The organism is Paraburkholderia sp. A1RI-2L (genome assembly GCF_048957375.1).
Classification (GTDB): Bacteria; Pseudomonadota; Gammaproteobacteria; order Burkholderiales; family Burkholderiaceae; genus Paraburkholderia.
Genome location: NZ_JARBTA010000003.1, coordinates 930,896 through 945,208 on the forward strand (window position 1 = coordinate 930,896; position 14,313 = coordinate 945,208).

12 protein-coding genes and 1 pseudogene are annotated in these 14,313 nt (G+C 65.8%); 4 read left to right on the plus strand and 9 right to left on the minus strand.

The features are described from left to right. Nucleotides 1-19 precede the first annotated feature (19 nt). Together PWP93_RS27425 and PWP93_RS27430 are read right to left on the minus strand one after the other, a co-directional pair. Entirely contained in the window at nucleotides 20-1,915 is a 1,896-nt protein-coding gene (locus PWP93_RS27425; RefSeq protein ID WP_421046809.1) for an FAD-binding monooxygenase, read from the minus strand. Continuing rightward, nucleotides 1,873-2,616, minus strand: a complete 744-nt coding sequence (locus PWP93_RS27430; protein WP_421046810.1) for an FAD-dependent monooxygenase — start codon at nucleotides 2,614-2,616, stop codon at nucleotides 1,873-1,875. Before PWP93_RS27430 ends, PWP93_RS27425 begins: the two co-directional genes overlap by 43 nt. 353 nt (nucleotides 2,617-2,969) lie before the next feature. Here PWP93_RS27430 and PWP93_RS27435 point away from each other — a divergent pair, with 353 nt between their 5' ends. After that, nucleotides 2,970-4,379, plus strand: a complete 1,410-nt coding sequence (locus PWP93_RS27435) for a GGDEF domain-containing protein (protein ID WP_421046811.1) — start codon at nucleotides 2,970-2,972, stop codon at nucleotides 4,377-4,379. Nucleotides 4,380-4,425: 46 nt separating this feature from the next. Here PWP93_RS27435 and PWP93_RS27440 read toward each other — a convergent pair whose 3' ends face one another. Next, complete coding sequence (locus PWP93_RS27440; RefSeq protein ID WP_421046812.1) at nucleotides 4,426-5,190, minus strand: peptidoglycan DD-metalloendopeptidase family protein; 765 nt, start codon at nucleotides 5,188-5,190, stop codon at nucleotides 4,426-4,428. Nucleotides 5,191-5,354: 164 nt separating this feature from the next. Further along, on the minus strand, nucleotides 5,355-5,846 hold the full coding sequence (locus PWP93_RS27445; RefSeq protein ID WP_421046813.1) for a flavodoxin family protein: 492 nt from the start codon (nucleotides 5,844-5,846) through the stop codon (nucleotides 5,355-5,357). Nucleotides 5,847-5,953: 107 nt separating this feature from the next. Between PWP93_RS27445 and PWP93_RS27450 the strand changes: the two genes are divergently transcribed. Together PWP93_RS27450 and PWP93_RS27455 are read left to right on the plus strand one after the other, a co-directional pair. Next, the gene (locus tag PWP93_RS27450) at nucleotides 5,954-6,466 is read left to right on the plus strand and encodes a DUF1697 domain-containing protein (protein WP_421046814.1); all 513 of its coding nucleotides are present in this window, start codon (nucleotides 5,954-5,956) and stop codon (nucleotides 6,464-6,466) included. A 72-nt stretch (nucleotides 6,467-6,538) separates the two neighbouring features. Continuing rightward, a complete protein-coding gene (locus tag PWP93_RS27455) occupies nucleotides 6,539-7,204 on the plus strand; it encodes a DUF2278 family protein (protein WP_421046815.1) in 666 nt (221 codons plus the stop codon). A gap of 180 nt (nucleotides 7,205-7,384) precedes the next feature. Here the strand turns inward: PWP93_RS27455 and PWP93_RS27460 are convergent. Beyond that, nucleotides 7,385-8,536: pseudogene (locus PWP93_RS27460) on the minus strand (cysteine desulfurase family protein); the annotation flags it as partial. 517 nt (nucleotides 8,537-9,053) lie between these two features. On the opposite strand from PWP93_RS27460, the gene PWP93_RS27465 reads away from it, so the two are divergent. Then, nucleotides 9,054-10,109, plus strand: coding sequence for a glycosyltransferase family 2 protein (locus PWP93_RS27465; RefSeq protein ID WP_421046816.1), 1,056 nt, complete (start codon nucleotides 9,054-9,056; stop codon nucleotides 10,107-10,109). A 57-nt stretch (nucleotides 10,110-10,166) separates the two neighbouring features. Here the strand turns inward: PWP93_RS27465 and PWP93_RS27470 are convergent, their stop codons facing one another. The 4 genes from PWP93_RS27470 to PWP93_RS27485 are packed head-to-tail and all read right to left on the minus strand — an operon-like array spanning nucleotide 10,167 to nucleotide 14,311. After that, the gene (locus tag PWP93_RS27470; protein WP_421046817.1) at nucleotides 10,167-10,475 is read right to left on the minus strand and encodes a putative quinol monooxygenase; all 309 of its coding nucleotides are present in this window, start codon (nucleotides 10,473-10,475) and stop codon (nucleotides 10,167-10,169) included. Then, nucleotides 10,468-11,076, minus strand: coding sequence for a glycerol-3-phosphate responsive antiterminator (locus PWP93_RS27475; RefSeq protein ID WP_421046818.1), 609 nt, complete (start codon nucleotides 11,074-11,076; stop codon nucleotides 10,468-10,470). The genes PWP93_RS27470 and PWP93_RS27475 overlap by 8 nt, the downstream gene beginning before the upstream one ends. Before the next feature lie 8 nt (nucleotides 11,077-11,084). After that, nucleotides 11,085-12,635 carry an FAD-binding oxidoreductase gene (locus PWP93_RS27480; protein ID WP_421046819.1) on the minus strand — a complete coding sequence of 517 codons (1,551 nt, stop codon included), beginning with the start codon at nucleotides 12,633-12,635 and terminating at the stop codon, nucleotides 11,085-11,087. Beyond that, nucleotides 12,632-14,311, minus strand: coding sequence for an FAD-dependent oxidoreductase (locus PWP93_RS27485; protein ID WP_421046820.1), 1,680 nt, complete (start codon nucleotides 14,309-14,311; stop codon nucleotides 12,632-12,634). Before PWP93_RS27485 ends, PWP93_RS27480 begins: the two co-directional genes overlap by 4 nt. Nucleotides 14,312-14,313 lie beyond the last annotated feature (2 nt).

The window sequence follows — 14,313 nt, forward strand, 5'->3', positions numbered from 1 at the left end:
TTTCCAGTGTCGTCCTGAATCAGGGCATAAGGAGTATCGGCCCGAAGAAGGCATTCAATTCCGCGTAAGCATTCAGCGGAAGCACGTGGGCGACATATTGATCCGGCCGAACCACGACTATCGCGCCGCGCTCGCGGTCGATGCCACGCGCCTCGAAGATATCAGCCGCGGCGTCGCACGTAAATGCCTTTTCGTAATCGACGAGGCCGTAACGCCCTTTGCGCGGCCGCAGGAGCGCGGGAAGCTCCTCGAAGCGGACCTCGCGATGCGGCTGCTGCAACACCGCGCGCACATCGAAAATCGCGTCGATGTCCGCACGCTCCGGCGTGGCCCGCCGCAACACGGAGTCGGGCGCGCAGGCAAGGTAATCGCATAACGCCCGCAGCGCATCGCCGCCAGCGTCCGCGAAGGCATAGAGACGCCAGCGACCATCCGCGCGGGCGGCATGGCCCAGATGCATGGGTTTCGCATCCGCCACGCGCACGACCGGCGCCGAATGAAATCGCATGCCGATTGGAAAGCCCGTGGCAAGCGCCTGATGCGTCGCTTCGCCGGTCAACGTGCCCGCTCGATAGCGTGTAGCGACACCCGCCGTGTAGCGGCCCGCGCGAACGAAGTACGCCTGAAGTTCCGCGGGGTCGACGCCGCCTGCCTCCGGGCGGGCGGGATCCTTCGGAGGGGCGGCCATCATGGCCGACCACTGCTTGTCAAAATCGATCAACTCCTGCGCAACGGGTTGGCGCTCATCGGAATACGTGCGCAGCAGCATGGCATCGCTTCGCCCTTGCAGCACCGCGCCCAGCTTCCAGCCGAGATTGAACCCGTCCTGCATCGAGACGTTCATGCCCTGGCCGGCCTTCGCGCTATGCGTGTGGCAGGCATCTCCCGCGATGAAGATCCGGGGCTCGCGAACCGTGCCGTCGGGCGCGATTGCGTCGTCGAAGCGGTCGGTCAGACGCTGGCCCACTTCATATACCGAGAACCACACCACTTCCTTCACGTCCAGCGAATACGGGTGCAGGATGCCCTGCGCCGTCTCGATGATGCGCTCGACGGTGGTCTGCTTGATGTCGTCGCGGTTTGCCGGCGTGACTTCGCCAAGATCGACATAGAAGCGGACCAGATAGCCGCCTTCCCGGGGAATGATGAGCAGATTGCCTTTGTTCGCCGACTGAATCGCCGCTTTGAGCCTGATGTCCGGAAAGTCGGTGACGGCCAGCGCGTCCATCACGCCCCACGCGTGATTGGCGGCGTCGCCGCGTAGTTGCTGTCCGATGGCTGTCCGCACGCGGCTGCGCGCACCATCGCAACCCACAACGTAACGTGCGCGTATCGTGACCGTTTCCTGAGGTCCGCTTGCACCGGTGCGTTGCAGGGTGACGAGTACGGGGTAGTCGTGGCTGTCGTCGCGTTGCACGTCGACCACTTCGAGGCCGTAATCGGGTTCGAAACGCTGCGTGGTCCGGCGCATGACATCGAGCAGATAGTCCTGAATGCGCGCCTGATTCACGATGACGTGCGGAAATTCAGAAAGCCCTGTTTCGGTATCCTGCACACGTCCGGTACGCTTGATCGCGCTTCGATCCTGCGCATCGGGCCGCCAGAACACCGTTTCGTTGACCCAACAGGCTTCGCGCAACAGGCGATCGCTGAGCCCGAACGCTTCGAACATCTCTACGGTCCGGCACGCGACGCCGTCTGCTTGCCCCATCAGCAGCGGGCCGCCGCGACGCTCGACGATGCGCGTCCGGATTGTCGGGAATTGCGACAACTGTGCCGCGAGCACGAGCCCCGCGGGCCCACTTCCCGCAATGAGCACGTCAACCGTATCGGGCAGCGCGGAATGCGGCGCACCATCGGCCGGTGAATCGGTCATCGGGTCACCGGTACGGAATCCGTTGAGATAAAACTGCATGACACCTCCTCAATTCTCTGCTTGGTTCGTGTGCCAACCAATATACTCCGTATGCCAACCATTCGAAAGCATTTTGTGGCGACACCGATGTTTACCCCGATGTCTCGCGGGTCACACGACCATGAGATCGTATCCATCCGGGTGCGGTGGCGGTAGAACGCGTGCTGATGAATTTCGACGTCGTCTGCGCTTACGCCCAGCGCCTCGAACAGCGGCCACACCTGCTCGTTCGTCGAGAAGTCCGCTTCGGTCTCGCCCGGCTTGAGCGGCAGTTCCCAGCGGTGATTGCCGCCTGAAAGCGCGACGTCCACGACCGGCCTCTCCTTGTCGGACCAGAAGGTCAGCAGATTGCGGTCCGCCCTCCAGCGCTTCACCCGGCAGTCGATGACGATCCACAGCACTTCCAGCGTATCGCCGAGCAGCTTCACGCCGAGCGCGCCGCGAGTCGCGCTGCTCCCGCCGTCACAGCCGATCGCATAGCGCACGCGCACGCTGGTCTTCGCGTCCGTCGCGACGTCTTTCGCCGTCAACGTGACGCCCGTTTCGTCCTGATCCAGCGATACCACATCCATGCCATAGCGCACGTCGATCTGTGCATGCCGGGTTGCGCATTCGCGCAACGTCGCTTCCATCGTCGGCTGGTAGATGTTGAAAAAGCGCGTCCGGGTGCCCAGCGTCGAAGGCGGATGCTCGATGCGCATGATCTCCGTGCCGTCGTTGCGTATCCAGCGCAGCGCGCGCTGGGACCATAGCCGACGATCGCAACGTCGGCGTCAAAACGTCTTTCATGGGATGCGTCCACTCGATGATGTGCGGCGTTTCAGCGTTTCAGAAAATCGGTGACGAGGCGGTTGAACTCGTCGTCCAGGCGGTGCCCCGGTACCGGCTGCGCATGCCGGCCGCGCTGCCCGCCGAGTGATCCCTGAGCAGCGGGGCCGCCCGCTAATTCGCGCCCCATCGGCAGGCGAATCGGCGCAAAATAGCTGCGCAACCGGCGGCGCGCACGGCGCCTCCCCGGAGTTGCGAACACACACGCTCGACGCCACGGGGCTCCATGTACGGCTTGTTGATAGGACCCGCTACGCGCAGGCAGGCAATCTTCGCCAGCCTCTGCGCGCTCGCGATCATGCTCACACTCGCGCTGACGGCGCCGCGCGCCCGCGACGCCCTGCCCGCCATCGGCCCATTCATGCCGATGTGCGCGCTGACCGTGTTCACCACGTCGGGCATTGCGGCGTTCATGCTCGGCGCGCGCTTCGCGGTCACGCGTTTGCCGATGCTCGGCGCGCTCGGGGGCGCCTATGCTTTCACCGCCATTACCGTTGCATTGCAGTTGCTGATGTTTCCCGGCGTTTTCACGCGCACGGGATTGCTGGGTGCGGGCCCGTATAGCGCGGCGTGGATGTGGGTCTTCTGGCACGCGGGCTTCCCCGCGCTCGTGATCGTGGCCGAACTGGTGCGCAGCCGCGCGCCGGACGACCCGTCCCAGCGCGCGGGCCTGGGCCTCGATGCCCGCGCCTGGCTCCTGATCGCCGGCCCCGCGATGCTCGCCGCGGCGCTCGGGGTGTTCGTGGTTCGCGTCGATCTGGCCGAGCCGTGGCATGCGTCCACGGCAGCGTCGGCCGCCACGCGGATTGCGCCAGCAGAGCTGGCCGCCGGTTCCATGGGGCTCGTCATCTGCGCGCTCAACCTTGTGGCCATCGCCGTCGTCCTGTTGAAGGGTCGGCTGCGGCTCGTGCTCGACTGGTGGATCGTGGTGGCGCTGCTCGCCTCGCTCGTCGACGCCGCGCTCAATACGCTGAGCATCGAGCGCTTCACGCTGGGCTGGTACGTGGCCCGCATCTTCAGCATGTTCGCGCCGGGCGTGCTGGTGTGCGTGCTGGTCTGGGAAGTCACGGCGCTCTACCGGCAGTTATCGGAAGAGCATGCCTCGCTGATCCAGACATCGGCGCATGACGCGCTCACGCACGTGTACAACCGCAGCTATTTCGACGAGCAGTTCCGCCGTTTGTTCGAGCGTGCGGCGCGCGGTGCGCAACCGCTTTCGCTCGTGATGGTCGACGTCGATCACTTCAAGCTCTACAACGATGCCCACGGCCACCTGCACGGCGATGCGTGCCTCAGCGCCGTGGCCGGGGCGCTCGCACTCACGCTGCGCCCCGGCGACTTCGTCGCGCGCTACGGCGGCGAAGAGTTCGCGCTGGTGCTGCCCGGCGCCAACGCTGACGAAGCCTGCACCGTCGCAGAACGCGCACGCGCGGCAGTCGCGCAGCTCGCCATGCCCTCGCCTGCGCCGGCGGGCCGGGTCACCGTGAGCGCCGGCTGCGCCACGAGCAGCCCGGGCGGCGCGCCCAACCCGGCTGCTAGCGCGGTGCCCCATGCGCTGATCGCCGCCGCCGACGCAGCGCTCTATGCCGCCAAGCGCGCCGGCCGCAACCGCGTCGCGAGCGCCGCACAGGGCTAGTGCAGGCGACGGCGGCGCGCGATACAAAGCGCTCGGGCCGCAAGGCTCACTCCGCGACCGGCCCCGAGTCCGCCGGCAGATGCGCCAATGGATCCACCGCGTGGCTGCCTTCGCGCATCTCGAACTGAAGCAGCGCCGCGCCGTCGCCTTGCACGCCCATTTCGGCAATGGCTGCGTCCTGCTGCACCGCATCGCCTTCACGAACGAGCAGACGGCGATTATTGCCATAGGCCGTCACGAAGCCATTGTCGTGCTTGAGGATGACCATGAGGCCATAGGTCTTGATGCCGTCGCCCGCATAGACGACGCGTCCCGCGGCGGCGGCCTTGATCGGGCTGCCCGCGCTGCCGGCAATCTCGATGCCGCGCGAGCCGCCTTCGCCGAACTCGCGCACGACCATGCCGTTGACCGGCCAGACGAATTGCGGCGATGCAGCCGCGGGCGTAGCGCCTGACGTTTCCGCAGCCTGGTCGGCGCCCGCAGGCGCGGGATTCGCCTGCGCCGGCCCGGCATCCTGCGGCGCCACCCGCAGCACCTGGCCCACGCGCAGCGGGGCGCCGGCCGCCAGATCGTTCCAGCTCGCGATGTCTTGTGGCGTGCGTCCGAATCCCAGCGCGATCCTGGCGAGCGTATCGCCCGGCTGCACGCAGTAGTACCCCGCGCTCACCTGCCGGCAATGCATCGCGAAAACCGGGGACTTCCGCTCCATATCGAGCGCACACCCCGACAGCATGCCGCCGGCGCCAATCAGGACACTCAGCAGGACGCCCCAAACAACGCCGTGCCGCCGCACTTTCAACCTCGATCTCATTAATTCGTCATCCTGCATTTAATCGGTGAGATGCGCATTATGAAAGGCGGGCGCGGCACCTCATCTCAGTTTTTCAGGCGTAACGATGCCGTGTTCGAAGCCGGGCAATGCGCGGATTAATGGATGAAAAAGCGGAATAAAAAGCGCACGAGAAAACGCGCGCTTCAAAAGACACCGAGCGCGAGTCCGGCGGCCAGCCCCGCGCCCAGTTCCGCACAGCGTTCGAGATCGTTGGCACCGATGGTCTTGGGCGCGAGAATGCGTTCAGGCGTCTGCGCATGGGTGCAAACGATCACGCCCGGCGCCACCGTCTTTAGCCGCCAGCCCGTGGCGATGCGATCGATCTGGCGCAGCGCGTTCTGGCCGTCGCTGCCCGCGCAGATCATGACCGCGTAGGGGCGGCCGTTCACGCGGTCGAGCGCCGCGTAGTAACTGCGGTCGAAGAAGTCCTTCATCAGCCCGGACATGGCCGCGAGATTCTCGGGCGTCGCGAACAGATAGCCGTCCGCGGCGAGCACGTCTTCGGGTTGCGTGGCATCCGCGCGCTGCAGCTTCACCGCGACGCCCGCTTGCTCGCGCGCGGCCGCCGCCGCTGCTTCGGCCATTTGCTGCGTGCCTCCGGTCATTGTGTGATAGACGATCAGCAACGTCTTCATGCGTATTCACTCTTCGCTTCGCCGACGCGCCGGAATGGCGCGCCCCATCGTTTCGATGATACCGCCACGCACCCCGCGCTTCGCGCGAACCGCTGTATCATGCGCGCATGCCTACCTTTATCGCCCTGCTGCGCGCCGTGAACGTCGGCGGCACCGGCAAGCTCCCAATGACCGAGCTGCGCGCGATATGCGAGGCGCTCGGCTTTGCCGGCGTGCGCACCTATATCGCGAGCGGCAACGTCGTCTTCCAGAGCCGGCTAGCGGCCGCGAGCGTGAAGAAACAACTCGAACGCAGCCTCGAAGATTACGCGGGCAAGCCGGTTGGCGTGCTGCTGCGCACCGCCGACGAAATGGCCGCTGTGCTCGCGGCAAACCCCTTCCCGAGCGCGCCTCCCGAGCGCACGCTCGCAATCTTTCTTGACACCGCCGCAAGCGCCGACGCGCTGGAGAAGGCGAGCGGCCAGGGCTCGGAACTCATGGCCCTCGGCACGCGCGAGATCTACGTGTACTACCAGGACGGCATCGCGCGCTCGAAGCTCAAGATTCCCGCCGCGAAAAACGGCACCGCGCGCAACATGAACACGGTGGCCACACTCGCGCAGTGGGCCGCTCAGAGTTGAGGCAACGCGCGCCGCACCCCTGTCACGCAGCGGCGCGATGATGGGCGGCCCCACTTCGAGGAGATGCAAGCAATGGCACTTCCCTACGGCTACGCGAAAGGCAAGATCGTGACCACGCCGAAACTCAAACCCACGCAGCGGCCTCATGAAGTGCAGTACCACCTGCATTTCGGGCTCTCGGTCGCGGGCGCGCAATGGGACATCGCGGTGAACGTCGGCACCACCGACGCCGACGATCTGCTCAAGTACAAGCTGCCGTTCGACTTCAGCCACCCCGTGCTCGCGACGCTCCAGAGCGCCGCATCCGGCTCGCACGATCTCACCGGGCAGGACGCGCTGCCCGCGCTCGATTTCCAGCGCAGCGACTTTCTCGCCAACACCGGCAACTGGCGCGACAGCGACGTCATGGACGGCTCGAACGCAGTCGAGCCGGTCGCCACGCTGGAGCGCCTGCTGGTGCGCGCGATGCAGTCGGGCTTCGACGTCTACGTGTTCGGCCGCTTCTATAGCGAAGGCAACGGCGTGCACGACGTGCACATGAACCAGGGGTCGAAGGGCGAATTCATTCATCGCCCCGGCGACGACAGCAACGACCACAACGACATCTGGCAGGACGGCGCGTTGCTTGTCGATCTGGGCGCGCCGCAGTGGGCGCTCTATGTGGCGGCGTTCGATCAGCAATGGCTGCCGACCGACGACCTTGGCAATCCGACGCCGGATTCGAAGCCGCTTTCGTAAGCGCGCTCACGCGCTCGATTCAGGCGATTGAAGGTCAGCCAATCGAGGCAAGGGTCTGCTTGAACGCCTGCACGAGGCGTTGCGAGGTGCAAGCGGGACGCGCCGGGAAAAAGAATCGGCATACGCCCCCCTTGCCAGTCACCGGTCATCGATCACCGTTCACGCGGCGCGCGCACAGGCCGCCGCGTTCGTCGCGGATTGTGCGACCACGGCGCGAATGCACGCGATCGCATGATCGACGTCTTCCTGCGTCGTATAGCGGCCGATGCTGAAGCGCAGCGTGCGGCTGGCCGCCTCGGCGTCGAGCCCCAGCGCGCTCAGCACGTGCGAAGGCGCGCCCGAGGCGGAGTTGCACGCCGAAGTGGACGACACGGCAAGATCGGCGGACAACATGAACGGGAAAAAGCCAGGCAGGTCGATGGTGAGGCTCAGCGTATGCGCGATCCGGCGCGCCGCGCGCGCGTTTTGCGTCACGCCTTCGAGGCCACGCACGCCGTCGAGCAGGCGTGCGGCCAGGCCCGCGATGCGCTGCGTGTCGGCCTCCATCTGTGCAGCGGCCAGCGCGCAGGCCGTGCCCATGCCCACGATCTGGTGCGTGGCCAGCGTGCCTGAGCGCAGCCCGCGCTCGTGGCCGCCGCCGTGCATCTGCGGCGCGATGCGCGCGGCCACCTCGCGGCGCACATAGAGCGCCCCAATGCCCTTGGGCCCATAGACCTTGTGCGCCGACATCGACAGCAAGTCGATGCCCATCGCCTTCACGTCGATGGGCGTCTTGCCGAGCGCCTGCGCCGCATCCACGTGCAGCAGCGCGCCCGCTTCGTGCACGATCGGCGCGATCGCGGCGATGTCCGTGAGCGTGCCGATCTCGTTGTTCACGAGCATGAGCGAAACGAGACCGGTGTCGCTGCGCAGCGCCGCCTTCACGGCCTCTACGCCGATGGTGCCGTCGGCATCGGGGCGCACATAGGTGAGCGCCATGCCGCGCTGCTCGAGACTCGCCATGGTGTCGAGAATCGCCTTGTGCTCGAGGCAGCTCGTGATCAGATGGCGCGCGCCCGTGGCCGCATCGGCATAGCCCTTCAGCGCGAGATTGTTCGATTCGGTGGCGCCCGAGGTCCAGACGATTTCGTCGGATGCCGCGCCGATCAGCGCCGCCACCTGTGCGCGCGCCGCTTCCACGAGACCGCGCGCCTTCGTGCCCGCCGCGTGCGAACTGGAGGCCGGATTGCCGAATGCACCCTCGATGCCAAGGCATTCGCCCATCGCGGCGATCACGCGCGGGTCGGCCGGCGTCGTGGCCGCGTAATCGAAATAGTGCAGTTTGTCGCCCATGATCCGTTGTTCTGTCGCTGATTGAATGGACGATCATGCTACGCGGCAGACTGTAGAAAGTGTTTTCATAATTCCGGCCGCCGCCGGCCAGCCGCAGAATTATTTTCTCTGTTCGACTGTTAATAGGCGCCGCTCTTAAAGGAAATAATCCGGTGGCGCCAAACCCACGGCGCCAGGCGCAATGCACGCCCCTTCCATACGGCTTTTTCGAGTCTCTTCCGGCGCCGTGCAGACCTATGCGAATTTAGGGCAAGAAGCCCGACGGGCGCGGCTTTGCCGACGGCCGCTCGACTTTGCGGGCCGCGCGGCACGGCACTTGCTGGCCGCTTTCGATTTTCTTTTCAAACTCTCGTACCATTCGCGCGGAATTCCCGCCAGATGCGTGTTTTCCCGCATGACTCCGGCTTACGATTTATTTTTCATTTCTTTCTAGTTTTGTTGGCTTACCGTCATGCCAGCCGAATGGCGTTCGCAATGCGAACCTCTTCATCGTCCCGAAGGAACAAGGGGTAGGCCCATGACGATAACAACCAAAGTCTCGATTTGTCTGCCCACGTACAAGCGGCCGGATCTGTTGATCGACTGCATCGAATCGTGCTTTGCGCAGACGCACAAGAATATCGAAATCGTGATCGGCGACGACTCGCACGATGACCAGACCGAGCACATGATCGCCGAACGGTACGGCAACGACGCGCGCATCGCGTATCGGCGCAACACGCCCGCGCTCGGTCAGGCGCGCAACGTCGCGAGCCTGTTTGCGCGCGCAACCGGCGACAAGATCCTGCTGATCCACGACGACGACTACCTCGCCGAGCGCTGCATCGAGCGCCTGCTCGCGCAATGGGAGCGCTACCCCGGGATTCAGGCCGCGTTCGGCAATCAATACGAAGTCGACCACGACGGCAGCGTGGACCACGCCTCGAGCGAGCACATGAATCACGCGTATCACCGCACGAGCGCGGCGGCTGGGCTGCAAACCCTGCCTGGGCGCACCGGCATCGTGCAGATGTTCCCGAATAATGGCTGGCTCGCCGACGCCGCGCTCGTCAAGCAAATCAGCTACGACGAGCAGCATGCCGTGTGCTGCGATTACGTTTTCGGCGTGCGCCTGTGCCTCGCGGCGCGGGGCGTGTGCTACATCGACGAACATGTCTCGTACTACCGGAAAACCGATGTCTCGGTTTCGCAGTCCACGCGCAATACCACCAGCGCTTCGTCGCTCGCGGCCTGGCGCTTCCTCCACGGACTGACGCTGCCGCCCGAGCTCGAACCCGCGCGCAAGCTCGCCATGCGCCGGTTCGTGCCGATCGTGGTTTCGCTCTACGCGCGCAACAGCCAGGCGCGCGAAGGCCTGAGCCTCGCGCTCGGCAACCTCCACGCGTACCGGTACGGATTGAGCGCGCGGCTCTACTACCACCTGCTGATGATCGGGAAGGGCTTGCGGCGCGCAAAAGGCCGGCCGCAGGCGATGGCGTTCGACGCCGACGAGATGGGCGTGGATGCGGCGCCGGTTGCGCCAGTCGCACCGGTCGCGCCGATGGTCGATGTCACGCGCACGCGCGTGCCCTGATCGCGATTTCACGACCCGAGCCGCCTTCACGCAGGCCCGGGTCGTGCGCCCGCACGATCATGCGGCGCTCTCCTCCACCATATAGCTGCTCACCTCGCGCCGCTCCAGCAGCGGAATGATCTCCCCCACGCCGATGCGCTGGAAATGCGGCGTCTCGCGATGCTCGGCGAGACCGTCGGCATCGCTGTACTGCTCGAGAATCACGAAGTGCCCGGGCCGCTCCGGCGAGCGGAAGTACTCGTAATAGCGGTTCTTCGGCTCGGTGCGCGTGGCCACCGCCAGTTCGGCGAGCCGCGCCGCCACCGTATCGCCATTGCCCGCCTTTGCGTAGTAATGCGCGATCACCTGCAAATAACGCTTAGCCATTCATTGCTCCTGCAATGCCAAGAGTGCGACCTTCGAGGTCGAGATTCCAGAGTTCGGTGTCGCTGGTCGACACCGCCACGGCGCCGCCGCCGAGAATGCCGAGCACGTCCGCTTCGTTGCACACGAAGCCCGACGCGACAATGGGAGGCAACGCCTTGCGGTCCTGTGCCGAAAGCCGCGCGAGCATGGGCGCGGGCATCAGCTGCACGAGGTTCGGGTCGCTCTGCTCGAGCGCCTTCACGCTGCGCGGCCAGGTCGAGCGGTCCGTCACGAAGACCTTCTGCATCGTGACGAGACCGGCCCGGTTGCCGCGCTGGATCGTGGCCACGCGGGTGGAAACAAGGCTCGTCACGCCAATGTCCGCCAGATATTCCACGCCGCCCTTGTCCTGCGAAAGGCCGTCGCAACTGTCGATATTGACGATGACGTACTTGTCCGCCTTCGCGAGCGCCGCCACGACCCGGTGCAGCTTGCGCAGATCGACGTTCGCAACGATGGCGACTTCCGCCGCGCTTTGCACGAAGCACTCGATCTCGTCGGCGCCGTAGAGCGTCGCAATGACCGGATGGCGCGTGAGGCGCCCGCCAAGTGACCTGTCCATGGGTATCGTTACTGGGTTTCGTGGAGCAGCTCGTCAGTCAAGCCGAGCTTTCCGGGGTTGAGGATGTTCTGCGGGTCGAGCGTGCGCTTGATGGCCTGCAGCACGGGAAATGCCGAGCCCAGCGAATCGCTCATGTACGGCGAGCGCAACAGGCCCACGCCGTGATGATGGCTCAGCGTGGCATTGTGCCGGATGATCACCGCATTCGCTGCATCCCATGCCGCGCGATACCACTGTGCGCGCGAGGCCACGTCCACCTCGCCGCGCAGCGAAAAATAGAGACACGCGCCGTCCACATAGGCATGCGACTGGTGCGCCGACCCCGCGAGCGTGCCCGGCACCGCGTTGATGGCCGCCACCACGTCGCGATAGATGGCCGCGAGATCTTTCCACGGCCCGATCATTTCGAGCGTATCGGCCACGAAGCCAGGGCTGCGCTTGAAGCCTTCGGCGCTCTTGCCCGTGAGGTAGCGCGTATCGAGCCAGCGCTCGAAGATGGCCTCGTGATCGAGCCGCTCGCCGACCGCCGCGCACACGCGCTCGCTGATCGTCAGCACCGCATCCACCATCTCGCGCGGCCCTTCGTCGGCCACCAGCAGCACGTTTGTATTGGGCAGGCCGAATTGCACGCCGCTTTCGAGTTCGTCGTAGAGCCGCAGCGCCGCCGGGTTCGCGCCGCGCTGCAGGATCTCGCGGCATGCGTCGAGCCCGGTGGCGAACGACTCGAAGCCGTATGCAATCGCGCGCCCGTAGTCGGGCAGGCGATGCAGCTTCAGGCGCACCCGCACGATCACGCCGAGCGTGCCTTCCGAGCCGATGAAAAGCTGTTGCAGATCGGAGCCCACGGCCGCGCGCGAGTATCCGCCCACAGTGACAAGCCGGCCATCGGCCAATACCACGTCCATGCCGAACACCATGTCCTCGATCTTGCCGTAGCGCGTGGAAAGCTGCCCCGCGCCGCGGCACGCCACCCAGCCGCCCACCGTGCTGATCGCATACGACGATGGCCAGTGCCCCATCGTCATGCCGTATTCGCGCTGGATGGTCTCCTCGAAGATGTCGCCGAACATGCCCGCTTCGACCTCGACGATCTGGCTCTCGCGATCGAAGCCGACAAAGCGGTTCAGCCCGCAGACGTCGAGCACGATGCCGCCGCGCAACGGCAGCGCCGCGCCTGTGACGTTGCTGCGGCCCGCCGACGGCGTCACCGGTATCGCACCGGCGTGCGCGATGCGCAATACGGCCTGCACCTGCTCCACCGTCGATACGCGTACGATGACCGCACGCGGCGTGGCGGGCTTGCCCGCCGTCTCGGTGACCATCGAGCGTGCCCACCAGTCGCGCGTGAACGCGACCACCTCGGCGTTCTGCGTGAGCACTTCGTCGGCGGCCGCGCGCAGCGCGTCGAGCTGCTCTCGCGTGAGCGCAACCGGGTCGCGCTGCAGGCCCGCCTCGGTGCCGGGCTTGTCGATGCCTGCCGCCCAGGGCGGCGGCGTGTGCGCACCCACGATGTAATTGCCGCGGTTATAGCCTCGCTTGATGGCTTCCTTGCTGATCATGCTGTATCTCCCATAAGGACGGATTTATCGTGCTCGACAGCGGCGACGTAGTCGCTCACCTGACTTGCAACGGTGGCAGGCGGCAGGCCCAGCTCGGCCTGCAGAATGTCGCCCACGCGCGCGGCGGCGCGCGCTGAGGCATCGCGCGCCATCAGGCGCGCGCGCATGCGCCGCGACAGCACGTCGTCGACGGTGCAGGCGAGTTCGTGGCGTGCGGCGTAGAGGACTTCGGCTTCGGTATAGGGCAGGCCGTCGACAATGGGCCGCAAAAGCTGCGGATCGGCCTGCGCCAGATCCGTGACGAAGCGCGCTTCCGTGCCGTAACGTTCGCCGAAATGCGCGCCCAGTCCGCCCGAAGCGACGATCGCCTGAGCGTCATAGCCCGCCGCGCCCAGCAGATACGCCGACTTCGTCGTGCAGCGGGCGCGCTTGCCGATGACTTTCTGGGCGGTGTCGATGGTCTGCTCCGCCATGTGCCGCGAGGTGGTCAGCTTGCCGCCGACGATCGTGACGAGCCCATCGGGTGCGACGTGAATCTCGTGATTGCGCTTCATTTCCAGCGTCTTTCCACCGGGCGGCCCGACCAGTGGACGACAGCCGGCGATGCTGCCCACCACATCCTCGGCACGCAAGTCGGTTTTCAGCGCCGAGCATGCGCCCTCAAGCAGAAAATCGAGCTCCTTGCGCGTGCAACAAACGTCGTTGAGATCGCCGCGATAGTCTTCGTCGGTTGTGCCCAGATAGGAGACGTTGCCCCAGCGCGTGATGGTCGCGCGCCGGCTGCGGCCCGGCACGGGAATCGTCACCGTGCAGTCGTTGCGGATCTTCAGCCACGGAATGGCCACGTGCACCCCTTTCGCCGGGCGAATCTGCAGAGCGGGCTGATCGCCCTTCCTGCGGCCGCTCCAGTCGCGCAGCCAAACTCCCGTCGCCATGATGACCACGCCCGCCCTCACGCGCAGCTCGCGGGCATCCGCGTGCACGATCAGGCCATCCACGCGCCCTTGCTCGTTGCGCGTGACTTCCATCGCCTGCGCGTGATTGACCACGGCCGCGCCGTGAAAGGCCGCCGTGCGCGCGATATTGAGCGTGAGGCGCGCGTCGTCCACGCGCGCGTCGAAGTACATGAAGCCGCCCGTCAAATACGTTTCGTTGAAGGTCGGGCAATGCGAGAGCACCTCGGCCTTGGTAAGCTTCTGGTGGAGGATGCCTTCGCGCCAGCCGCCCGCGAGGTCGTAGGTCCACAGCAGGCTTTCGAAGGCCTTGGCGAGGCGCTTGTCGAATACGCCATCGCGCTCCATCACCGGGAACAGAAACGGCAGGCGCTGCACGAGATGGCGCGCATTGCGGCGCAGGCGCTGGCGCTCGAGCAGCGAATGCCGCACGAGGCCGAGATTGCCCTGCTCGATGTAGCGCAGGCCCCCGTGCACCATCTTCGACGACTTCGACGAGGTGCCCGCAGCGAAGTCGCTTTTCTCCACCAGCGCGACGCGATAGCCGCGCAAGCTCGCGTCGAGCGCCGCATAGGCGCCGGTCACGCCGCCGCCCACGATGGCGATATCGAACGTCTCGCTCGCGAGCCGGTCGAGCTGCTCGGCCCGCACGAGACGCAGCGGCTCCGTTCCCGTCATGCTCGCCCGCTCGCGATTGGCCTTTCTCGATGGAATCCACACCATGT

What these genes read in the sequence shown, in the direction of transcription:
- PWP93_RS27425 (WP_421046809.1), bottom strand. Translation starts at nt 1,915, where the DNA reads ATGCAGTTTTATCTCAACGGATTCCGTACCGGTGACCCGATGACCGAT.
- PWP93_RS27430 (WP_421046810.1), bottom strand. Translation starts at nt 2,616, where the DNA reads ATGCGCATCGAGCATCCGCCTTCGACGCTGGGCACCCGGACGCGCTTT.
- PWP93_RS27435 (WP_421046811.1), top strand. Translation starts at nt 2,970, where the DNA reads ATGTACGGCTTGTTGATAGGACCCGCTACGCGCAGGCAGGCAATCTTC.
- PWP93_RS27440 (WP_421046812.1), bottom strand. Translation starts at nt 5,190, where the DNA reads ATGAGATCGAGGTTGAAAGTGCGGCGGCACGGCGTTGTTTGGGGCGTC.
- PWP93_RS27445 (WP_421046813.1), bottom strand. Translation starts at nt 5,846, where the DNA reads ATGAAGACGTTGCTGATCGTCTATCACACAATGACCGGAGGCACGCAG.
- PWP93_RS27450 (WP_421046814.1), top strand. Translation starts at nt 5,954, where the DNA reads ATGCCTACCTTTATCGCCCTGCTGCGCGCCGTGAACGTCGGCGGCACC.
- PWP93_RS27455 (WP_421046815.1), top strand. Translation starts at nt 6,539, where the DNA reads ATGGCACTTCCCTACGGCTACGCGAAAGGCAAGATCGTGACCACGCCG.
- PWP93_RS27465 (WP_421046816.1), top strand. Translation starts at nt 9,054, where the DNA reads ATGACGATAACAACCAAAGTCTCGATTTGTCTGCCCACGTACAAGCGG.
- PWP93_RS27470 (WP_421046817.1), bottom strand. Translation starts at nt 10,475, where the DNA reads ATGGCTAAGCGTTATTTGCAGGTGATCGCGCATTACTACGCAAAGGCG.
- PWP93_RS27475 (WP_421046818.1), bottom strand. Translation starts at nt 11,076, where the DNA reads ATGGACAGGTCACTTGGCGGGCGCCTCACGCGCCATCCGGTCATTGCG.
- PWP93_RS27480 (WP_421046819.1), bottom strand. Translation starts at nt 12,635, where the DNA reads ATGATCAGCAAGGAAGCCATCAAGCGAGGCTATAACCGCGGCAATTAC.
- PWP93_RS27485 (WP_421046820.1), bottom strand. Translation starts at nt 14,311, where the DNA reads ATGGTGTGGATTCCATCGAGAAAGGCCAATCGCGAGCGGGCGAGCATG.